The following is a 19916-nucleotide window of genomic DNA, read 5'->3' as shown; positions in this document are numbered from 1 at the left end:
TTGCTGTTCTGCGTGGACAAACATCCAAGAGAACAGATGTATGGTGCCGGCACCAGGAGTAAAACCTGAGTCATGTACGCCTTTATAAAAATGGTATTACCTTTTTTGTTAATATTAAAAGGTACTCAAATAGGTACTCGCCTATTTTTCTTCGCCCCGCCCCCCGCCCCCCGCGCTCTTGAGCTAGAAACAGTTTTCGCCAGGGTTCAGCAGTGGTTGGGGCAAGCCAGCATCAGTACCACCGACACCTACGACCGGCACAAGCCACGACAGGAGGACTCGCCAACCTTTCGCGCCGCTTCCGAAGTAGGGCTGCATGCCTTGAAAGACCCGTGCATGTAGCAAAGATTTCCTAAGCCTTGCTGCGCTGGAATGTAGCCATCCTATTTCGCAGTGCAAAATGGCGAAACACGCAGGCTGAATAGGTCCCATTTTTTGTAGAGCCATCCAAGCCTCAAAGTGAATCCCTCCAGCTTGGGATAGCCCTGTCCGCTTCAGGCCGATTCTGTTGAAAAAAAGTAGCTGCCGCCCCATACCGTTGGCGCAATCACGCGCTCAGCGAGCATGGAGGCGCATGCCCACATCGGTCTCATCTTTTGGCCCTGTCATCTCGCTAGGCCACATATCCGTGACCACGCGGCGAGAAGACGAAGGGCTTTCAGCCAAGCAGTTTGCTGTAGCAGTCCGTCACTGCGCCGTAGCATTCGCAGGCAGCTGCTTCGAGCCCGGCACGATCGAGAATGGTGATCTCGCCGCGGGTGTATCGGATGAGGTGTTTTTGCTGCAGTTCCCCTGCGGCCACGGTAATGCCACTCCGACGCACGCCGAGCATGTCGGCGAGAAACTCATGGGTGAGATGGAAATGGTCGGCCTGCGCTCGATCGTGGGTCATCAGAAGCCAGCGCGCCAGTCGTGGCTGGATCTCATGAAAGTGGATGCAGGCGGCCGTTTGCGACAGTTGCGCCATCAATACGTAGAGGTAGCGATTCAAGCTGCGTTGCAGCTCGGGGCACTCGTGCAATTCGCGCAGCAGGTGCGCGGAAGTGATACGAAGGGCGTTTCCGGCGCCTTGCACTACCGCCCGGATTGGCGCCTTGCGAACCCCCAGTATTAGCGTGACACCCAGCATGCCTTCGCTGCCGATCAGGCCCATTTCCAGCGGCCGATGGGCATCCAGAAGGGTCACCAGTGAGATGAAACCGGTAAGCGGGAAGTAGGCATGGCTGTATGGCTGGTCCGTATCGCAAAGAATACTGCCGAAGACCAACTCTACCGATTCGCAATAATTGAGAACCTTGTTGCGCTCTCTGCTCGGGATGCCAGTGAGAAGATGGTTGGTCACAGTGGTCGCCTCCCTTTTGCCCTGCGGCAGGCGCAGGCTCTGGGCGGTGTAAGAAGGCTGCGGAGTTTCCTCATGCTGCACTCTGGCGCTCAGTGGTGATGGCGGTCTGTTCGTTAGTGCACGCAATCCGGACTGATTGCAGTCGAGGGCACTGTCGAGTCGAGCGCTACAGGGAAGTGGTCAGCCCGGCCTATCGGGGGTGATGAACTGCCTGTTTTGAGTGCGCTACCGTACAGACCGTCCCTTCATCCTGGATGCAACCTGCAAGGAGGCCGGTCATTGCCAGGCCGCAGCAGGAGACGGAAATGTTCGAAATAGTCGTAATCGGCTTGTTGGTTCTGTGGGCGGTGGGACTACTCACATCGTTCTACATGGGGGGACTCATCCATATACTTCTGCTCCTATCGATCGCGCTGGTGATCTTCCGATCCAAGTTGGGAGGGCGCGAGTGAACCGCAGGCAAAGAAGTCCCTCCACGAGGGATCATGCCGTTCACTCCCACCCCGTGTTTCCGTAGAAACGGCTGATCTGCATCTGCCAGCGCTGGTCGGCCATGTCGGGCCACTGGCTTTTGTCGAATCCGGAGGCGTCCTTGAGCCGATACCGGTCTACATCGAGCATGAAACGCTTGTGCTCGGTATCCAGTGTCAACGCCCTCCAGGGCACGGCGAAGAGTTTTTCACCCAGGCCCAGGAAAGACTTGAAGGACAGCAGCGCATAGATGACTCGGCCACTGCGCATATCCAGCATGATTTCCTTGATGACCCCGAGGTCTTCTCCCTCTAGGTTGTAGACATCGTTCCCGATGAGCGTGTCCGCGCCCATCAGTTCAGGTCCAGGCCCTGTTCGAGTGGCGGGTCCGGGTTCATGGTCGTCGTTGCTGGCATTTTTTTCCTGATGGCTCATGGGCACCTCCACTTGCAGAAAGGTTGGCGGGTCCCTTTCCCTGGCGTGCCTGCGTACGGGGGACGAAGGCAGCGCCAGAGAAGGGGAGCCAATCATGAAAGCGAGTCAATGTCCCTTTTTGATGTCCTCCTTGATGCCACCCACCTTCTCCTGGATATCACCAGCGGCATTTTGCGCTTTGCCTTCGTTTTCCAGCCGTTGGTTACCGAAAAGCTTGCCAGTGGTTTCCTTGATCTGGCCCTTCAACTGATCGACCTTGCCTCTGAATTGATCTTTGTTCATGAGCGTGCTCCATGGGCATCGAGAGCGGTGATGCCTTGTATGTGCCCAGCTCGCGCACAATTGCGGCGACCGGAGGAATGACCTTGTCGGCAATCAGTGGGCATGTCTGTGCGTTGGCGCACCGATCCGGCTCTATCAGTCAGATTCCCGTTGCTCAAACCAGCTTTTGCCAAACTTCAGCATTGGCCAACTGTTCCTGGCTGGCATGCTTGCGCTGGCCATGGATCGGGCTGAGTTCATAGATACCGCCCGCCTCGGAGACCGCCGCATAGCGGACGCCCGTGAGTTTGTGCAGGTAGCGCAGCAGCGGTTGGCACTGCGCATCGATGCGCTGGAACAAGGTCGAGTCGTACATCCCGTTCATTGTCTGTGCCTGCTGCAGCCGGTGCTGCTCTGCCTTTGTTTCATTCTGTGCTGTATGCGTGCGTCGGTATGTACGCCATCGCACCCATGGCGAGGTGACGGAGCTATGAGCGCTAGCTCACCGACGCAGGCAGTGTCCCGCGTATTTCCTTCTGAGTCGGCTCTGTTAGTTACCGTACAGATGCGGCGCATGGATGGGCTCAATCTGGCTCTCGGCAGATTGCTGTACTCACACCGAGCAAATGGACCAGGAACTCATGGGGGAGGTGCAAGCAGGCCATCTCATCCAGGGACTGGATTTCCGACGATCTCGCCACTGCTGCCATGGTTGGGCGCAGGGGAGGAACACATGCAACTCACATCACTCCTTTTATCGAATGCCTTTCCTGGTTATGAGGTGTCGCTGGCGTTGCGTCCGGACGGCAGGGTACTGATGGTCCTCGCGCGACTGGGTGAGTGCAGCGCGAGCAAAGTCATCGATGCCGGGGCACTGTCCAGCCTGGCGAAGGCGGCCAAGGTGATCAGACAGGTCGAGCGCGACCTGAAGCTGGAGGAAGGCGACCTGAAATGGCACTCGCCGGACGATCACTGGATCAGTTTTGAACTGCCCACCTATCACGATGAACCTCTGCGGAAACTCGTCATCTGGACCTGGACGGGACGGCGCAATAGCAGGCGCTACTGATCGCCGAGTAGCTTTCTTTGGTCAGCTCAGCTCATTTCCTGGCGACCAAAATCTCTACAAGCGGCTTGTGCGGCGGGGCTATCCGCACCTCGCGCAACTGCATGGCAAAGCGCTTCTGGGCAAGTAAGCGCGGTAGCGCACCGACGGGGCGTTCGGTTCACTGCCAGAGTACCTGCCCCAACACCGACCTCAGAGGTCAACATGAGCAAGCACAGTAAGCATTTCCCGAACAGTGGAGCGGCGACGGCCATCAACCCAGCCAGGAACCCTGGCCAGACCAACAGATCACCCACTTCCATCAAGCCCGAGCGCCCGGTTGATCCCAAGGCCATGCCGCGCGAAGAGGCCAGAAGGGCTCTGCCGCAGGATACAGAAAAGGTACCTGCCAAGGGCACCGTGAAAGAACCGCCACGCGCGGCCAAGGGTGATGACGACCTCATGAGCCAGGAGCCTAAAAAAACATGAGCCTGCCAAGCGCGGACGAACTCCGGGGCGAATGGAACCAGCATGTTGGTGCCGCCAAGATTGCTTGGGGCAAGCTGACCGAGGATGAGTTGCTGAAATCCGAAGGGCATGAGCAGCGGCTCTTCGGCCTGGTGCAGGAACGCTATGCCATCACCCGCGACGAGGCGGAAAAGCAGGTCAAGAGTTTCCTTGAGAAACGCAGGTTCTGAGCCAGACAAGATCCCCCGATGCGCCACCACGCGGCGCATCGGGCGGCCCAAACCAGCAGCCCAGTCGTGCACGGGTTTCCGGTCCGGATCAATCCCTTTCCCGAATGGTGAAACCAGATGCACACACAATCCCGCAAGCTACTCCTCGCCGCCAGCATTGCGCTGGCGCTGGGGACCACGGCCGGTATGGCCGCCGCAGAATCACGGAGCTTCACCGATACCCGCCAGGAAACCCAGATATGGACGACCTATGCGTTGAATCCTCATCTGCGGGCCAATGACCTGAAAGCGTCGGTAAAGAACGGCAAGGCCACCCTGACCGGCAATGTCGCGGAAGAGGTCAACAAGGAGCTGGCCAAGGAGATCGCACTGGGCGTCAGCGGAATCGAATCCGTGGACAACCGGATCGTGGTCAAGCCCGACTACGTTCCGCCGCAGGCAGGCCCGGACCGGAGCTATGGGGTCATGGTCGATGACGCCACGACCACCGCCGCGGTCAAGTCGAAGCTGCTGTGGAGCAAGCAGGCCGATGGCAGGACCACCCACGTCGCGACCCGATCGGGCAAGGTGACACTGACTGGCAACTCCGACAGCCAAGCGGACAAGGATCTTGCCGGCCGCCTGGCCATGAATACCAATGGCGTGGTGTCGGTGGACAACCAGCTTGTGGTCGACGCCTCGAAACCGAAACCGGTCGACAGTGCCAAGAGCACCGCGAAGGAGGCGGGTGTGGATGTTGCCGATAGCTGGATCACGACCAAGGTGAAGTCCACCTTGATGTATTCCAGCAACGTCAATGGTTCCGATATCTCCGTGAGCACGAACAGCGGCATCGTTACGCTGAGTGGCCTCGTCGACAATGGTACCGAGCGTGACCTGGCGATCGAACTCGCGCAGAACGTCCGAGGTGTGAAGAGCGTTCGCTCGACGGACCTTCGCTATTGACCCGGCTGACCCGACACCGCAGGGCTGCCATGCAGTGATTTCGAAAAATCACACGACCCACGCAGGTCAGGCACATGCCGCCACAGAAAAAAGCCCGCACGAGCGGGCTGTGGAAACGTGGCCTCGGCAGCTATGGGTCAGCCATAAGCTCCACCATGGCCACGCTGATGAAATCGGCGTTGGCCTTTAAGGTTGCCAAGCGTCGGCAGATCAGCGCCGAGGGTCGCATTGGTCAGCATTCCGGTGAGCTGAACACGGGCGTATCGCGTGCGTCGAAGCGCAGGATCTTGTTCAGTGCGCCTTCGGCGGCGGTGATCGCATCAGAGAGGCGAGCAAAGCTGATTCGGTCATAGACCAGGTGAAAGCTCGGTTGTGTCTCCGGGCTGCGCGACCTTACTGCAACAAATGCCAGGGCGTGGTCACCGTTCATGCGTGCTTCGCTCCATGCAACGTGCTCGGGGAAGTCTCGTTTCATGGTGGCCTCGGCCTGATGGTGAGGTGGGTAGAAGCCCACTATCTACCCTCTGGCCAGCAATTACTTGCCTTTATCGGTAAATCGGACCAGGGGTTGCCGCTAGCCGGTCACCCCCGGAAACAGCGGCGGCTGCCTGCTCGAAGCAAGAAAGCCGGTCAGCGAATACCCTTGCATCCGCTAGTGCATCCAGTGGCTGCCCCGTTGTCCTATCGTTACAAAGACAGGGCCTTTTCCAGGTACTTGGTTCAATGGTGACCCCTATGTCGGAAACGTCTTCGCCCTTGCAAAATCACCTGCTCGCCGCCTTGCCAGAAGAGGTTCAGCAACGCCTGATCCCGCAGCTCGAACTGGTGCCGCTGCCCCTCGGCAAGGTCTTGTATGAGTCGGGGGACACCTTGCGCCATGTGTTCTTCCCCACCGACTCGATCGTTTCCCTGCTCTATGTGATGGAAAACGGCTCCTCGGCGGAAATCTCGGTAGTCGGCAACGAGGGGTTGATTGGCCTGGCGGTGTTCATGGGCGGGGAAAGCACCCCGAGCCGGGCCATAGTGCAGAGCGCCGGCCACGCCTACCGGCTGCAAGGGCAGCGGTTGAAAACCGAATTCAATCGCCACGGCGAACTGCTGCTTCTGATGCTGCGCTACACCCAGGCGCTGATCACCCAGATGGCGCAGACGGCGGTCTGCAACCGGCACCACTCGATCGACCAGCAACTGTGTCGCTGGTTGCTGCTGTCGTTGGATCGCCTGCCGAGCAACCACCTGACGATGACCCAGGAACTGATCGCCAACATGCTCGGCGTGCGCCGCGAAGGCGTCACGGACGCCGCCGGCAAGCTGCAGAAGCTCGGTGTGATCGAGTACAACCGTGGGCATATCACGGTGCTCGACCGCCCCAAACTCGAGGAATTGAGTTGCGAGTGCTATGCCGTGGTGAAGAAAGAGACCGACCGCCTTCTGCCCTATGCATTGCCCGTCAAGAGCTCGTAGGCGGCTTCAGCTTGTCACAGGTCTGTTCGCTGATGCACGTATGGCCAGTCGCAACAGTGCGCCTTGCGTGCGTTGCCATACAGACTGAATCCTGACTCCGGATGCAACATGTGAGTAGGCAGACATTGCCGTGTTGCAAAAGGAGAACTGAAATGCTCCAAACCCTTGTGGTCGTGTTGTTGGTTCTGTGGTTGCTGGGACTGGTCACGTCCTACTCCATGGGTGGACTCATCCATATCCTGCTGGTCGTGGCGATTGTGCTGTTCCTGCTCCAGTTCATTCAGGGGCGGCGTTTGTGACCGTGAAGCAAGAAGCTCAGCGAGCTTCTTGCAACTGAGTCTGTGCAGGCCGGCCACCATCGCCTCTCCGAGAGGCCAACCCTCCTGGTAGCCCGGATTCCATCCGAACTATGTGGTTGCCCACTTTTTTGCTCTCCTTCGGCTCGAACCCCTTCACCAAGGGCAGCGGAAGCTGCCCGGCGGGGGATTATGCTGCGCCATCCCCGCGCCCCGGCATCTGCGCAATCCTGTCCCCGGGCCAGGCTCGCGGTTGCTTCGGTCCACAGGGTTGGCAGTGGATTTCGACATGGTGATCCTGACCATCGTCCACCAGGGGCACCTGGCGATCTTCGAGCCTTTCGCCATCGAGGCTGACCTGCTGGCCGCCCGGCAGGCTATCGGTCTGCGCCAGGTTGATGTGGTACAGCGTCGAGCCGAAGCGGTAGCGCAATTTGTAGCCCCGCCAACCCTGTGGCATCACGGGCTCGAAGCGCAGGCTTGCGCCTTTGCGTTGCACGCCCAGCAGTGACTCGAGGATGAGTCGGTACATCCAGCCGGCCGCGCCGGTATACCAGCTCCAGCCGCCACGACCTTCATGCGGGGCCATGGCATAGACATCGGCCGCCAGCACGTAGGGTTCGACCTTGTAGGTCTCTATGGCGTCGGCGAGGCCATGGCTGACCGGGTTGATCATGTCCAGCAGTTCCCAGGCCCGCGCGCCGTCGCCCATCTCGGCGAAGGCCATGCATGCCCAGACTGCTGCATGGGTGTATTGCCCGCCGTTCTCGCGCACACCGGGGACATAGCCCTTGATGTAGCCAGGGTCGGGCAGCGAACGGTCGAACGGCGGCGTAAGCAGCAGGATCAGGCGGGAATCGCGCTGCACCAGGTGCTCGAACAGCGAATCCATTGCCTGGCGCTGGCGTTCGTATGGGGCTACGCCCGAAAGCACTGACCAGCTCTGGGCAATGGAGTCGATTCGGCATTCGTCGTTGGAGGCCGAACCCAGGGGGGAGCCGTCGTCGAAGTAGGCCCGTCGATACCAGGCGCCATCCCAGCCGTGCTGCTCGAGGTTTGCGCGCAGTTCCGCTGCCTGCTCGTTACAGCGTACGGAAAAGGCGGCATCGCCATGATCCAGTGCGATGGCCGCGAACTGCTCCAGCACCGCGTGCTGGAAGAAGCCCAGCCAGACGCTTTCGCCCTGACCCAGGACGCCGATCCGGTTCATGCCGTCGTTCCAGTCGCCGCTGCCTATCAGCGGCAGGCCGTGAATGCCTCGGGCCATTCCGCGCTCCAGGGCACGCAGGCAATGCTGGTAAAGGCTTTCCTGCAGCGTCGAACGCTCCGGCAGGTCGTAGTAGGACTCCTCGCCGGCATTCAGTTCCCGTCCTTCGAGGTAGCTTACCGGCTCGTCGAGCACGGTCCGGTCGCCGGTCAGCTGCACATAACGGCTGACAGCCAGGGGCAGCCACAGGTAGTCGTCCGAGCAGCGCGTGCGTACGCCTCGGTCGAGAGGCGGGTGCCACCAGTGCTGCACATCGCCTTCCAGGAATTGATGGGCGGCGCAAAGCAACAGGTGCTGGCGTGCGCTTTGCGGGGCTGTATGCAGCATGGCCATGCTGTCCTGCAGTTGGTCACGGAAGCCGTAGGCGCCGCCAGACTGGTAATAACCGCTGCGCGCCAGGAAGCGCGAGGCGATGACCTGGTACAGCAGCCAGCCGTTGAGCATCAGATCCACTGCGGGGTCTGCCGTTTCCACGCGCACCTGTCCCAGGGTTTCGCGCCAGTGCTCGCGTACGGCCTGCAAGGCTGCATGGGCAGCGCCACGGCTGAGGGCGTTGCGCAGCAGGCCCACGGCGGCTCCGGCGTCTTGCTCGGCGCCCAGGCAGAACACCAGCTCGCGTGAGGCTCCGGGGGCGAGATCGATACCGGCCTGGAGGGCTGCGCAGGGGTCGAGGCCGCCACCACAGTGCCCGAGAAGCGGCCCCTGCGTCATGGCGGCAGGCGCCTGGAGGTTGCCGTTGCGGCCGATGAACTCGCTGCGGTCTGCGGTGTGGCTACGGCTCGGCGGGTCCATCGCGAAGAAGGCTACCCGACCCGGGAACTCCATCGAGTAGGCATTGCGCGCGAGCAGCGCGCCGGTGCCGCGGTCCACCTCGGTGACCAGGTGCATGGCGGTCTTGTCCCTCAGATCGCCCAGCACCCATTCGACATAGCCGGTGATGGACAGTTTGCGAGGGCGCCAGGACAGGTTGCGGACTTTCAGCAGGGTGTACTTGATCGGCGTGTCGAGTGCCACGTAGACCCAGAGTTCGCTTTCGATACCCTCTTCGCGATGCTCGAAGCAGCTGTAGCCAAAGCCGTGGCGTATCACGTACGGACCATTTCCGCGCCGGGGCAAGGGGGTCGGTGACCAGTAGTGCCCGGTCTCATCGTCGCGCAGATAAAGAGCCTCCCCACTGGCGTCACGGACCGCATCGTTCTGCCAGGGCGTCAGGCGGAACTCATGGGCGTTCAGGTTCCAGGTGTAGGCGCTGCCACTTTCCGAGATGACGCTACCGAACACCGGATTCGCCAGCACATTGACCCAGGGGGCAGGAGTGGCGACACCGGGCTCCAGCTTGAGCACGTACTCGCTGCCGTCGCGGCTGAAACCGCCATAGGCGTTGGCCAGGCACAGGCTGGGGTCGGCGGCGCCAGTCGCGGGTATCGGAGGTTGTGCCGGCGGGAGAACCAGCTCGGGGTCAAAGCGCGGCCACGGCGCCTTGGGCTGCCGCCGAAGGACCTGGTCGTGCAAGGTGCCAGCCGTGTCGTTGAGGATGATCCGCGCAACCGCCTTGATCAGGGTGCGATCCTCCTGCGAGAGCTGTTGTGCCGGTCGCACGAAAATCCCACCCGATCGGTCGACCAGGCTGGCTTCGGCGCCGGAGGTGATCAGACCCATGATCAGGTCCTGCAGTTGCTGCCGGTATCCGGCGCTGTCTTCGTTCCAGATCACCAGGTCGACCGCCAGACCCTTTTGCCGCCAATAGGCATGAGCCTGTACCAGCTGGCGCACCAGCTCGATGTTGGCCGCATCGGCGATCTGCACCAGCACGATCGGCAGGTCACCGGAAATCGCCTGGCCCCACAGGCCGGTTTGGTTGCGCTGATTGCCGGTCAGGGCGCCGTTCTTCGCCCTCAGCGCGGCATTGGCGTAGAGGATGGAGGCGGCCATCTGCTCGTAAAGCCAGGCGTCGGCCAGGGATGCGTTGAGTTGGCGCAGCAGCACCTGGCTGTGGGTCCAGGCGAGGTCGAAGACCCGGTCGGCGAGGTGGCGGTCGCGGTATTTGTCGATCAGTTGCAGGCAGCCCTCGCGGCTTTCGCTGACGCCGCTGATCATGTCGATGGTGGCGGCCTGGCCCGCATCGAGAGTGACGCGGCAGCGGATCGCGACAATAGGGTCCAGGACCGAGCCGGAAGCTCCACCCAGTAACTCTGCGCTGGCATCCATGGCCGCCGGGTGAACCAGGCTACGACCTCGGCCGATGAAGCGCGCGCGGTCGGTCTCGTAAGAAATGCTATCGAGGTCTGCCCCGTGGACCGCCAGCAGGTGGCAGAACCAGGGCGCGTGTTCCTCGCTCGAACGCGGCCGACGCGTGCAGAGGATCGCCTGCAGCGGCTTGAGTAATTCCGTCTGCACGAAGAGGTTGCTGAATGCCCGGTGCAGCGCATCGCTGACGGCCGGCGCCAATACCACTTCGGCGTAGCTGGTGAGTTCGATTCTGCGCCGGGTGCGGGCACGGTTGGTCAAGGTGATCCGCCGCAGTTCGATGTCATCTTCCGGGGATACGACGATTTCGCTGTGGGCGTCGAAGTCCCGGTGGCGAACGCGGAACTCCGCGCGGGCGTCGGAGAAGATGGCTTCGTACTGGTCCGGACGCTTCAGCGTCGGCTGGTGCGCGGCGGACCAGAACTCGCCACTGGCGATATCGCGCAGGTAGCAGAACATGCCCCAATCATCGCAGGTGGCGTCCTCATGCCAGCGGGTCACGGCCAGCTCGCGACAGCGGCTGTAACCGCCGCCGGCGCTGCTGACCATCACGTGGTAGCGGCCATTGGAAAGCAGTTGCACGGCAGGCAGACGGCGCCCCGGATCAGCGTATACCCGCAGCCTGCTTTCGATGGGCCGGGTGGCGGTGCTGCTGGCCTGAAGGTCGTAGGTGTACTGGTACTCCTGTGCGCTCTTGGGCACGCGTTCCTGCAGAAGCAATGCGCTCGCCTGGAACTGCGGATCCGACTCGAAGCGCTTCTGCATGGGGCGGTCCAGCAGCAGGCTGGCCAGTGCCAGCAAACTCATGCCCTGGTGGTGGGCCATGAACGAGCGAACCACCGCGGAGCTTTGCCCGCGTGGCAGGCGCGCCTGGGTGAAGTCGATGGCTTCGTACAGGCCGTAACGACCAGCCAGGCCTTGTGTCGCCAAGGCTTGCAGATTCCGGCAGGCCAGCTCGGGGGCCACCAGCAGGGCGAGCGCCGAGGCGTAGGGCGCCACCACCATGTCGTCGCCCAGGCCTCGTTTGAGGCCCAGGCCGGGCACCCCGAAGGCCCGGTACTGGTAGTTGAAGTGCGCATCCAGGGTGTTGTAGCCGGACTCCGAGACGCCCCAGGGAAGCCCCAGTTGCTGGCCGTACTCGATCTGCCTGGCGACGGCGGCGCAGCAGGTCTGGTCGAGCAGGGTGCCTTCGTATCTCGGCATCACCAGCAGCGGCATCAGGTACTCGAACATCGAGCCGGACCAGGACAGCAGTACCGGTACGCCACGGGTGCTGGTGAGCAACCGGCCGAGGCTGAACCAGCTCGCCTGGGGCAACTGGCCCTGGGCGATTGCCACGAAGGTGCTCAGCCGCGCCTCGGACGCGAGGAGGTCGTAGTAGCCGGCATCCTGGCGGCGCTCGTCGACGTTGTAGCCGATGCAGAACAGGTTGCGCTCGCCGTCGTAGAGGAAACCGAAATCCATCTTCGCCAGGCCTGCCGCTGTTTCCGCCAGGCGCTCGGCATCGCTGATCCGTGCGGCTGCATGACGGCGAACCGCACTGACGCTGTCGCGCATCGGTTCCGGCCACTGCCCGGCGTCGAGCTGGGCGAGCTGGCGCCAGGAGGGCAGGGACGTGAGGTTGGCGGCAGCGGCTCCGTCGTCGGAGTTGGGCAACAGGCAGAGACGCAGTTGATCGTGCAGGTCCGCGCATTGCGCGCGCAGGGCTTGCAGCCAGAACGCGGCATCGCTGTCGGGTGCGGCTTCGCTGGCCGTCGCCAGTTCCTCCGCGCGGTCGCGCAGTGCTTGCAGGCAGCCGCAGGCTGCCGCCAGAGATGTCGGCGGTTCGGCCAGTACTGCATCCAGCATGTCGCGAAGCCTGCGCAGGGATGGCCTTGAGTGTTCTTCGTCGACGCAGGCGACCTCCAGCACGGCGAGGGTGTCTTCGAGGCCTCGCAGCTGGTTTGGCTGGAAGGGACTGTCGTCGGCCAGCGCCAGAAGCCCCGGACTCAGGGTCAGCAGCATGCCCGCCAGGTTGCCGCTGTCCACGGTCGATACATATTGCGGGGCCAGGGGCTGCAGCGTCTGGGTGTCGTACCAGTTGTAGAAGTGCCGGCGGTGACGGTCGAGGCCCGCCATGGTGGCCAGGGTCCGTTCGCATCGCTGCAGCAGGCGCGCCGCGCTCAGGTAGCCGAAGTCATAGGCCGCCAAGTTGGCCAGGATGGCCACCCCTATGTTGGTCGGCGACGTGCGGTGGGCGAGGATGGTGGTGGGATGTTCCTGGAGGTTGTCGGGTGGCAGCCAGTTGTCCTCGGGGCCGACATGCTGGTCGAAGAATGCCCAGGTCTGGCGCGCCAGGCTGCGCAGAAAGCGCAGGTCTCCCGGTGATGGGGCAAAGCGCCTGGGCGTCGAAGGCATGCTCAGCCACCAGGCGATAACCGGGCTCGCCAGCCACAGCAACAGCAGGAGAGAAGCGGCCGCCAGGGCCAGGGGGTTCATCACCAGCGGTGCCACGAGAAGCAAGGCCAGTGCCGGGCCGAACCACATCATCCGGTACAGGCTGCTCAAGTGGTTGGTGCTGGTGCGCTCAACCTCCCGTGACGGGCTCCACTGCAACAGCCGGGATTTGCTGACGTACATGCGCCACAGGGTGCGCAGGATCGCGTCGAGGCTGTAGTGGGTTTCATGGGGCAACCAGGCCAGGCTCAGCAAGGCGCGGGAAAAGTGCTGGGAGGAGGCGCGTAGGGTAGCCGTGAGGTGCTGCCCCAACGACATGTCGTGGGGCTTGCGCAGGAGGTCGAGCAGTGAGGCTAGCAGTGGCGTGAGCATGCCGATGGCCAGTACCGCCAGGGTCCAGGCCAGGGGCTGGTCCATCAACAGCCAGCCCGCCAGGAACATGGACAGGAATGCGGCGGGTTCGAGGCTGCGCCGCAAGTTGTCGGCAATCTTCCAGCGCGACAGGGCGCAAAGGCGATTGCGCTGGTGGCGGCCGTGGGCGCTGGGTGCCCAGGGCAGGGTCCAGGGCAGCAGTTGCCAGTCGCCGCGAATCCAGCGGTGGCGGCGTTTCACATCGTTGCTGTAGCGCGACGGGAATTCCTCGTAGAGCTGCACGTCGCTGAGCAACCCTGAGCGTGCGAAACAGCCCTCGATCAGGTCATGGCTGAGGATGCTGTTGTCCGGGAAGTGGCCGTTGAGGGACTGCTCGAAGGCATCCACCGCATAGATGCCCTTGCCGATGAACGAGCCCTGCTGGAACAGGTCCTGGTACACGTCCGACACGGCGCGGGTATAGGGGTCGACCCCGGCGTCGCTGCCGAGCAGTTGGGCATAGGTGGAGCGAGCGGTGCTCGGCAGGCTGATGCCAACCCGTGGTTGCAGGATGGCGTAGCCACCGATGATGCGTTGCCCCTGAGGATCGATACGGACGCGGTTGAGCGGGTGGGCCAGGGTACCGATGAACTGCCGCGCCGCATCGCGCGGCAGTTGGGTATCGGTGTCGAGGGTAATGACGTAGTTAACCTGCCAGAGGATGTCGATCCTGCCGACAATCAAGGCGAAGCGTTCCAGGCCAGTGCCACGCAACAGCGCGTTGAGTTCGGAGATCTTGCCGCGTTTACGCTCAAAGCCCATCCAGGTTCCCTCCGCAGGGTTCCAGCGGCGCGCGCGATGGAACAGGAAGAACCTGTCCACGGCCGCGTCGGGGTACTTGCGGTTCAGCGCTTCGATGCGTTCCCGCGCCAGGGCCTGCAACTCGGCATCCTGTTCCTGGACCTCGGTGCTGGCATCCAGGAAGTCGCTCAGCAGGGCGAAATGCAGGTTGTTGTCGCGGTTGGCCAGGAAGCGGACCTCGAGGCCTTCGCAGAGCTCGTCGATGTCTTTGGCGCTGCCGATCAAGGTGGGTACCACCACCAAGGTGCGTGCCTCGGCGGGGATGCCTTTGCTGTAGTCCAGGCGTGGGAGTTGGTGCGGAGCCACGGTCAGGGTGACCAGCCAGTTCACCAGGCTGACCGCCAACCGGCTTGCCATGAGGGCGGCTGACAGCGCCAGCAGGGCCACTGCAAAAGACGGCAGGGCGCTGGCCAGCGCCCAGTGGATGAAGGGCCAGGTCAAACCCAGGGACAGCAGCACAACCGGGCCCAGGTAGAAGAGCAGGGGGGCACTCTGCAACAGGCGCTCCCAGCGTTCCCGGACCGTCAGGCGTACAGCCAGGCGTTGTTCGAGTTCAGGCCGTCCCTTGTCGATCAGGTAGTAGCCGACGTGGCCGGCGATCTCCTCGGACGGGGCGCGTCCTGCCAGATCGAGAGCGGTGCGGACTACGGTTATTTCCGTGCTTTCGCAATGCTTGGCAAGGTGCTCCACCACGTGCCGATAGAGGTCGCGGGTGGCGAACTCCATGGCGCCGTATACGCCGGCCGGGTCTTCGTGCAATGCCTGTTCGACGTGGCTCATGGCCTCGACGAAATCGCGCCAGTTGGTGGCCGACAGCAGGCGCAGGCTGGCAATGCTGTTGCTGACTGCCACCTGATCCGCGGCTTGCTGCTGGGCATCGGCCGATACCAGGCGCTCGATGCTCAGCCCCGACTCGGCCAGGTGCTGTTCGATCCAGCTCAGCGGCAAGGCCAGCGCCGCGCTCTGGCCTTGCAGTCGTCGGGCCAGCTCGGCGACGAAGGAACTGGTCATCGGTGGCGCAGTACGTGCCATGTCAGCCACTGTCAGTACGACGCTCTTCGGGTCCTGCTCGGCAATCTCGGCCAGCCGGTCGGCCCAGTCATCGGCCAGGTTGCGGTCATCCCAGTTGGCCATGACGCGCGAGGCCAAGCGGCGCAAGTTCTCGATCAACGCTAGGCGCAGCATGATGGGAATGGCCCAGAGTTCGCCGAGCTTGAGCGGCGATACGGCCTGGTAGGCGCGGACGAAGTGGCTGAGGCTGTCGCAGTCCACCCGTCCATCACCGTGGGAGATGGTCTCCAGGGCAATGTCATAGACCCGCGGCAAGCCCTCGGAACCGCCGGAGGCCAGGTGCGGCAGCTCGCGGCAGTATCCCTTGGGCAGGTGTTTGCGTGCGGTGCGGATCTGCTCTTCGATCAGATAGTGGTTGTCCAGCAGCCATTCCCCTGCGGGCGTGATGCGCCGGCTCGACAGCGAGGCGGCCGTGAGAATTCGGCAACTGCTGGCGAGGGTCGCTTCGTTGTCGTTCAATCGCTGCAACAGCCCGTCCGGCGTCCTGTGGGGGCTCAGTCGGTGCAGCCCGGCCAGGAGCGGGCCGTGTTGCTCCATCTGATCCGCGCTGAACAGGTCCGAGCGCAAGTCGGGCTCGTACTCGAAATGTCGGTAGGCCGTTCGCCAGCGCGAGAAGAGGGCGTTGAGGCTGGGTGGCCGGAGCGATGCCAGGGCACGAAGAATGTCCATCCCGGAGGCCTGAGGTTGTGGTCGCCGCGTCAGCGGCCGGTGCGCTGCATGTCGACGCGGTCGAGCAGGTAGCCGCATAGCAGCCCGATGCCGAAGGCGGCAGCGTCCCAGGGAGCCAGTGCCAGCGCCAGGGGCATCAACAGCAGCGCACCGAGCAGCGCGGAGTTCGTCAGCAGCGTCGGGATGCTCGCGCGCACGCCCGGCTGCCGGGGCCATGGCGTGTAGTGACGCAGCATTGTCTTGATGGGAACCCATGCAGCCAGGCCGATCATGGCCAGGGCAATGCCTTCCACCCAGGGCTCTTGCGGGCCCGCGAACAGCAGGAAAGCCGCCAGCACGATCGCTGTGCTGCCATTCATCAGCAGATCAGCCTGATGCGCTGTTCGGCTGCGCTTCAGCCAATACATATCCATCGTGGATTCACCCCGGCCAAGTGCTGTGCAGAGTTGCCTTGTCGAGTCTGGGCGGGGTGTCCGGGGGGCGTCTGTCTGCTAGCGCACATAGGTGAGCCATGCGCCGCTGTTTCGGGCCGGCGGATATAGCTGGGGGCGACTTGTGGATCAGACGATCCGGCACGAATTCTGCGGCTTGGCGTTATCGGCCTTGGCCACTCGGATAACGCTTTGCAGGCTGATGAGATCCTCGCCGGAAGCGTAGAAGTCGTCATAGTGCATCAGGCTGGAACTCGACACCGGTACATTGATAACGGTGGGGGTATCGTCTGGCGGGCTCTCGCGCCGGGTGATCCGGATGATGTTGCCGGAGCTTCTCGAAACTACAAAGTATGCGGAGATCATGGTCATCTCCTTTGCCAGGCTGGTCCTTCAGGTGGTGCTGGCAGCTAGACGGTGCGGCTTCTCTCGAAAAAGCTGATCACTTGCTTCTCGGCTTCTTCATGGGTCATCTCGTAGCGCTCCTGGATCAGGTTGGCCAGTTTCTGGGCGTCACCTTCGGAGCTGATCAGTTCGGCTACGGTCAGTTCATCCCATAGGACCCTGGCAGTCCCCACCAGCTCTCGCCATTTGCCCTTGATGATGTCTGCAAGAATCCTGCTCATGGTCTGACCTCAGTCATTGGATGGCGTACTCGCGAACGGGCGAGTGCTCATCAGAACCAGCATGGCAGCGGCGATATGATCGGTCGGTGCGCCATCGCGCATAGTGCCGGCTATTTCGCGCGGAGCCTGGCCGTTGCTGGGAAGACCAGTGCCTGATAGGGGGATCAGCGCTTGGAAGCCTCGACGGGGCTTAGGTCGGTGAGTTCGTCATCGCCGCGTGGGGTGATGGAGCGATCAAAACGCATGGGCGCTTGCATTTCCTGTCGCAGAGGTTGTTCGCCTGGGGATTTCGATCTGGATTGCTGTACCCGCAGTAGCTCGCATCGTTTCTTGATGATCACGTCGATCCTGTCGAGGAAGTGATAGAGGGCGCGTGTTCTTTGTTTGCCCGTGAGGCTAGCTGGTTCCTCTGCGGCGGTATCAAAAGTGTCGGGACTGTGACTATCGGCTTCGTCGGTCATGTCGGTTCCTTGCAGGTATGCGAATTTGCGTGCTGTGAGTAGGGTGACAGGCTCGTCGCGCGCGGTCGGTGCGTTGGAGCACTTAGCCATCTGTGGGGCAGCGCACTGAGATGGCGCTGAGGACCTGCAATGATCGGTGAAAGGCTCCGCATCCCGCAGAGCCCTCTCTTCAGAGGTCGTCATGCACACTTACATCGATCCCAACCTGCGTCGAATAACCGGCAAGCGTCGTTCTCGACGGCCGCCGTCCTTGAAGACGTCCGGCGAGTTGTTACTCCACCATGTCGAGGAGACGAACGACGCGGCACGCGTACCAAAGAGCGACGAACTGCCGCAAGGGCCCAAAGCATGAGCCTTGCACGGTGTCGGGCATGGGTGCGGTGGCGCACCGACGCAGGTCTTGCATTCTGCAACGCTTAGGTAGCCGGCCCGCCGTATTCCGGGCCTTATCGAGAGCACCATGAGCATCTCAAGCTGCACCGAAAAAACTACCTGGCTCCAAAGGCCCGCTGATCTTGGACAGTTGCATGAGCGTACTCCACGCTTGCCGCTCTTCTCTCAGGCGGAACTTTATTCGTTCCCGGTGCAGGAAGATGCCGGGCTAGCACAACCTATGAGTGAGACAACTTCAAGAGGGACTATCGCGGCAGATGACCTATGCCTGGCGCGTCTGGATCCGGATGATTGCGTTGGAGGGCAGCAAGCCAAGGTGGTTGAGTACAACCAGACTCGTTACCTGCGTGCAGATGAAGCCTCGAAGAAATCTGGTGACTGAGCATCGGTGATTGCCCCGACTTCCGTAGATGCATCTAAAGTCTGCTTTTGGCCGATTCTGTTGAAAAACTCCCTCCGCAATGTCTGGCCGCGAAAGTGAGCGGTTGACGTTGAAATCTGAGCCAGCGTCAAACACTGAATTGCTCCATATTTCGCATAGCAGCGCCTCAATCGGATGTATTTCCCGCCTCGAATGAGTGAATCGCGACGACACCGACTTTTTCAACAGAATCGGCCGATCTCAGCCGTTCGTACCGATGTCGTCTACGTGGCAGTGCGAATGAAATGGCCTATCTAGACGTCCAGTCTCTAAAACGGTTGTTTTGCGGACACGGGCGCGCCATCGCTCTTGCCCCCGAAAATCTCTACGCCAGATTGATTTTAACTCGTCTTTAAATCAAAATACGTAAACGCCACATGATGCCGAGAATGCGGACTGATGAAGATTGGGTATGCGCGGGTATCACGGGATGATCAGCAACTCGACCTTCAGCATGACGCGCTGATCGCTGCCGGCTGTGAGCGGACCTTCAGTGACAAGATGAGTGGCGCGAAGGCATCGCGTCCCGGACTTGATGAGGCGCTGGCTTTTGTCAGGCCGGGCGATGTCCTGGTTGTTTGGCGGCTTGATCGCCTGGGCCGATCAATGTCCGAGTTGCTGCGCCTCACTGCCGACCTCGAAGCCAGAGGCGTGGGCCTGGAAAGCCTGAAGGAACAGATCGATACCACCAGTGCTGCCGGCCGGCTGGTGTTCCATGTGTTTGCCGCGATGGCGGAGTTCGAGAGAAACCTGATTCGGGAGCGCACATATGCCGGCCTCGATGCCGCTCGCGCTAGAGGGCGACAAGGGGGGCGACCTGGGGTGCCTCCAGAGACGATTGCTGCAATTCAAGCCCTCGCAAGTGATCAGAGTCGTTCACCTGACGAGATATGCAAAGCGCTGAAGATCAGCCGAAGCACCCTCTACAAGTATCGCCAGCAGGGCAGCCAGTCGTGATCGAAACCGAACTCGAAGTGCTCTACCTCGGAGCGCTGCTGCTCTTGGTTGATTGCATCTGTTGTTTCATCGCTGCGTGTCGCAGAACCCCTGTGCTTGGGGCAGTCGCCGGTGGCGGTACTGCCGGCGCGCTCGCCCTTGTTCTGCTCGCCAGGATTGTTCCGTTTCCTTTAGCGGCAATCGTCAGCATCGTCATCGGTGGCGTGATCGCCTGGGTGAAAGCAAAGTCTCTCGAGCCCCGCGATAACAAGACTGCTCATGGGGGTCCATAGCGCGACCGCGACCCCCGGTTGTGACCGTATAGCAACGCTTTAGCCTTTCACCGAAAGCTCAGATAGCGAGGGACTCATGCGGAATCGAGAGCGTACCTACAGCGGATGCCCTGTGCTGACCATGACGACACAGATTGCTCCCTATCTGGATGAGGGGGCTGTCCCGGGCAACGTAGAGTACCTGGAGGTTCCGCCAGGCAAGGTAATACGCAAGCGCGGATTCTGGCTGAAACCAGGCTATCGAGTGCACCACACGGCGGTGCTGTTCTTGATAAGCACGGATGTATACGCGATGAACACTGACGACTTCTACGAGCGCCGGGACCAGATTCATTGCTACCTAAGCCACAGGGCCAGTACTGCCTATATCGGAAGGGTCGAGCGGGTCGGTGAATCTCAGCGACTACTGCATCCCCTCCTGCCCGATTTGCATGAACCTCTCGATGTCCAGCTCGATGGGCTGGCTTACGTAGGGCGCGTGATTTCTGCCATCTGA

General features: G+C 61.7%; 22 protein-coding genes. 12 read left to right on the top strand and 10 right to left on the bottom strand.

The features are described 5' to 3' along the window. Nucleotides 1-658 precede the first annotated feature (658 nt). Complete coding sequence (locus DM872_RS08030; protein ID WP_373273689.1) at nt 659-1423, bottom strand: Crp/Fnr family transcriptional regulator; 765 nt, start codon at nt 1421-1423, stop codon at nt 659-661. Between the two features lie 173 nt (nt 1424-1596). On the opposite strand from DM872_RS08030, the gene DM872_RS08025 reads away from it, so the two are divergent. Next, entirely contained in the window at nt 1597-1794 is a 198-nt protein-coding gene (locus tag DM872_RS08025; protein WP_306296693.1) for a lmo0937 family membrane protein, read from the top strand. A 40-nt stretch (nt 1795-1834) separates the two neighbouring features. Here the strand turns inward: DM872_RS08025 and DM872_RS08020 are convergent, their stop codons facing one another. The 3 genes from DM872_RS08020 to DM872_RS08010 form a co-directional block, all read right to left on the bottom strand. Next, entirely contained in the window at nt 1835-2248 is a 414-nt protein-coding gene (locus DM872_RS08020) for a PRC-barrel domain-containing protein (protein WP_179058968.1), read from the bottom strand. A gap of 105 nt (nt 2249-2353) precedes the next feature. Then, entirely contained in the window at nt 2354-2530 is a 177-nt protein-coding gene (locus tag DM872_RS08015) for a CsbD family protein (protein ID WP_179058967.1), read from the bottom strand. A gap of 154 nt (nt 2531-2684) precedes the next feature. Further along, nucleotides 2685-2894, bottom strand: a complete 210-nt coding sequence (locus tag DM872_RS08010; protein WP_179058966.1) for a hypothetical protein — start codon at nt 2892-2894, stop codon at nt 2685-2687. A gap of 348 nt (nt 2895-3242) precedes the next feature. Between DM872_RS08010 and DM872_RS08005 the strand changes: the two genes are divergently transcribed. The 4 genes from DM872_RS08005 (at nt 3243) to DM872_RS07990 (ending at nt 5197) form a co-directional block, all read left to right on the top strand. Continuing rightward, nucleotides 3243-3578: a DUF3509 domain-containing protein gene (locus DM872_RS08005; RefSeq protein ID WP_179058965.1), complete on the top strand. Its 336-nt coding sequence runs from the start codon at nt 3243-3245 to the stop codon at nt 3576-3578. Nucleotides 3579-3779: 201 nt separating this feature from the next. Beyond that, nucleotides 3780-4043, top strand: coding sequence for a hypothetical protein (locus DM872_RS08000; RefSeq protein WP_179058964.1), 264 nt, complete (start codon nt 3780-3782; stop codon nt 4041-4043). Further along, complete coding sequence (locus DM872_RS07995) at nt 4040-4252, top strand: CsbD family protein (protein ID WP_179058963.1); 213 nt, start codon at nt 4040-4042, stop codon at nt 4250-4252. The genes DM872_RS08000 and DM872_RS07995 overlap by 4 nt, the downstream gene beginning before the upstream one ends. A 117-nt stretch (nt 4253-4369) precedes the next feature. Further along, nucleotides 4370-5197 carry a BON domain-containing protein gene (locus DM872_RS07990; protein ID WP_179058962.1) on the top strand — a complete coding sequence of 276 codons (828 nt, stop codon included), beginning with the start codon at nt 4370-4372 and terminating at the stop codon, nt 5195-5197. A gap of 232 nt (nt 5198-5429) precedes the next feature. On the opposite strand, the gene DM872_RS07985 is transcribed toward DM872_RS07990, so the two are convergent. Next, nucleotides 5430-5672 carry a hypothetical protein gene (locus DM872_RS07985; RefSeq protein ID WP_179058961.1) on the bottom strand — a complete coding sequence of 81 codons (243 nt, stop codon included), beginning with the start codon at nt 5670-5672 and terminating at the stop codon, nt 5430-5432. 260 nt (nt 5673-5932) lie between these two features. On the opposite strand from DM872_RS07985, the gene DM872_RS07980 reads away from it, so the two are divergent. Next, nucleotides 5933-6661, top strand: coding sequence for a Crp/Fnr family transcriptional regulator (locus DM872_RS07980; RefSeq protein ID WP_179058960.1), 729 nt, complete (start codon nt 5933-5935; stop codon nt 6659-6661). 152 nt (nt 6662-6813) lie between these two features. Then, a complete protein-coding gene (locus tag DM872_RS07975) occupies nt 6814-6960 on the top strand; it encodes a lmo0937 family membrane protein (RefSeq protein WP_179058959.1) in 147 nt (48 codons plus the stop codon). A gap of 187 nt (nt 6961-7147) precedes the next feature. Here DM872_RS07975 and DM872_RS07970 read toward each other — a convergent pair whose 3' ends face one another. The 5 genes from DM872_RS07970 to DM872_RS07950 form a co-directional block, all read right to left on the bottom strand. Then, nucleotides 7148-15859: a GH36-type glycosyl hydrolase domain-containing protein gene (locus tag DM872_RS07970; RefSeq protein ID WP_179058958.1), complete on the bottom strand. Its 8712-nt coding sequence runs from the start codon at nt 15857-15859 to the stop codon at nt 7148-7150. Between the two features lie 29 nt (nt 15860-15888). Beyond that, entirely contained in the window at nt 15889-16266 is a 378-nt protein-coding gene (locus DM872_RS07965) for a hypothetical protein (RefSeq protein ID WP_179058957.1), read from the bottom strand. 153 nt (nt 16267-16419) lie between these two features. Further along, nucleotides 16420-16656: a hypothetical protein gene (locus DM872_RS07960; protein ID WP_179058956.1), complete on the bottom strand. Its 237-nt coding sequence runs from the start codon at nt 16654-16656 to the stop codon at nt 16420-16422. A gap of 44 nt (nt 16657-16700) precedes the next feature. Continuing rightward, complete coding sequence (locus DM872_RS07955) at nt 16701-16916, bottom strand: CsbD family protein (RefSeq protein ID WP_218649145.1); 216 nt, start codon at nt 16914-16916, stop codon at nt 16701-16703. Nucleotides 16917-17080: 164 nt separating this feature from the next. After that, nucleotides 17081-17377 carry a hypothetical protein gene (locus DM872_RS07950; RefSeq protein ID WP_179058955.1) on the bottom strand — a complete coding sequence of 99 codons (297 nt, stop codon included), beginning with the start codon at nt 17375-17377 and terminating at the stop codon, nt 17081-17083. Between the two features lie 181 nt (nt 17378-17558). On the opposite strand from DM872_RS07950, the gene DM872_RS07945 reads away from it, so the two are divergent. From DM872_RS07945 to DM872_RS07925, 5 genes are all read left to right on the top strand, one after another. Then, complete coding sequence (locus DM872_RS07945; protein WP_179058954.1) at nt 17559-17729, top strand: hypothetical protein; 171 nt, start codon at nt 17559-17561, stop codon at nt 17727-17729. A 108-nt stretch (nt 17730-17837) separates the two neighbouring features. Next, on the top strand, nt 17838-18152 hold the full coding sequence (locus tag DM872_RS07940) for a hypothetical protein (protein WP_179058953.1): 315 nt from the start codon (nt 17838-17840) through the stop codon (nt 18150-18152). A gap of 438 nt (nt 18153-18590) precedes the next feature. Then, nucleotides 18591-19148: a recombinase family protein gene (locus DM872_RS07935; protein ID WP_179058952.1), complete on the top strand. Its 558-nt coding sequence runs from the start codon at nt 18591-18593 to the stop codon at nt 19146-19148. Then, the gene (locus DM872_RS07930; protein ID WP_179058951.1) at nt 19145-19420 is read left to right on the top strand and encodes a hypothetical protein; all 276 of its coding nucleotides are present in this window, start codon (nt 19145-19147) and stop codon (nt 19418-19420) included. Before DM872_RS07935 ends, DM872_RS07930 begins: the two co-directional genes overlap by 4 nt. Before the next feature lie 121 nt (nt 19421-19541). Then, the gene (locus DM872_RS07925; RefSeq protein ID WP_256873323.1) at nt 19542-19916 is read left to right on the top strand and encodes a hypothetical protein; all 375 of its coding nucleotides are present in this window, start codon (nt 19542-19544) and stop codon (nt 19914-19916) included.

The sequence above is a fragment of the Pseudomonas taiwanensis genome (assembly GCF_013393345.1).
GTDB classification, from domain to species: Bacteria; Pseudomonadota; Gammaproteobacteria; order Pseudomonadales; family Pseudomonadaceae; genus Metapseudomonas; species Metapseudomonas resinovorans_C.
This window is presented reverse-complemented; position numbering and strand designations above follow the sequence as displayed.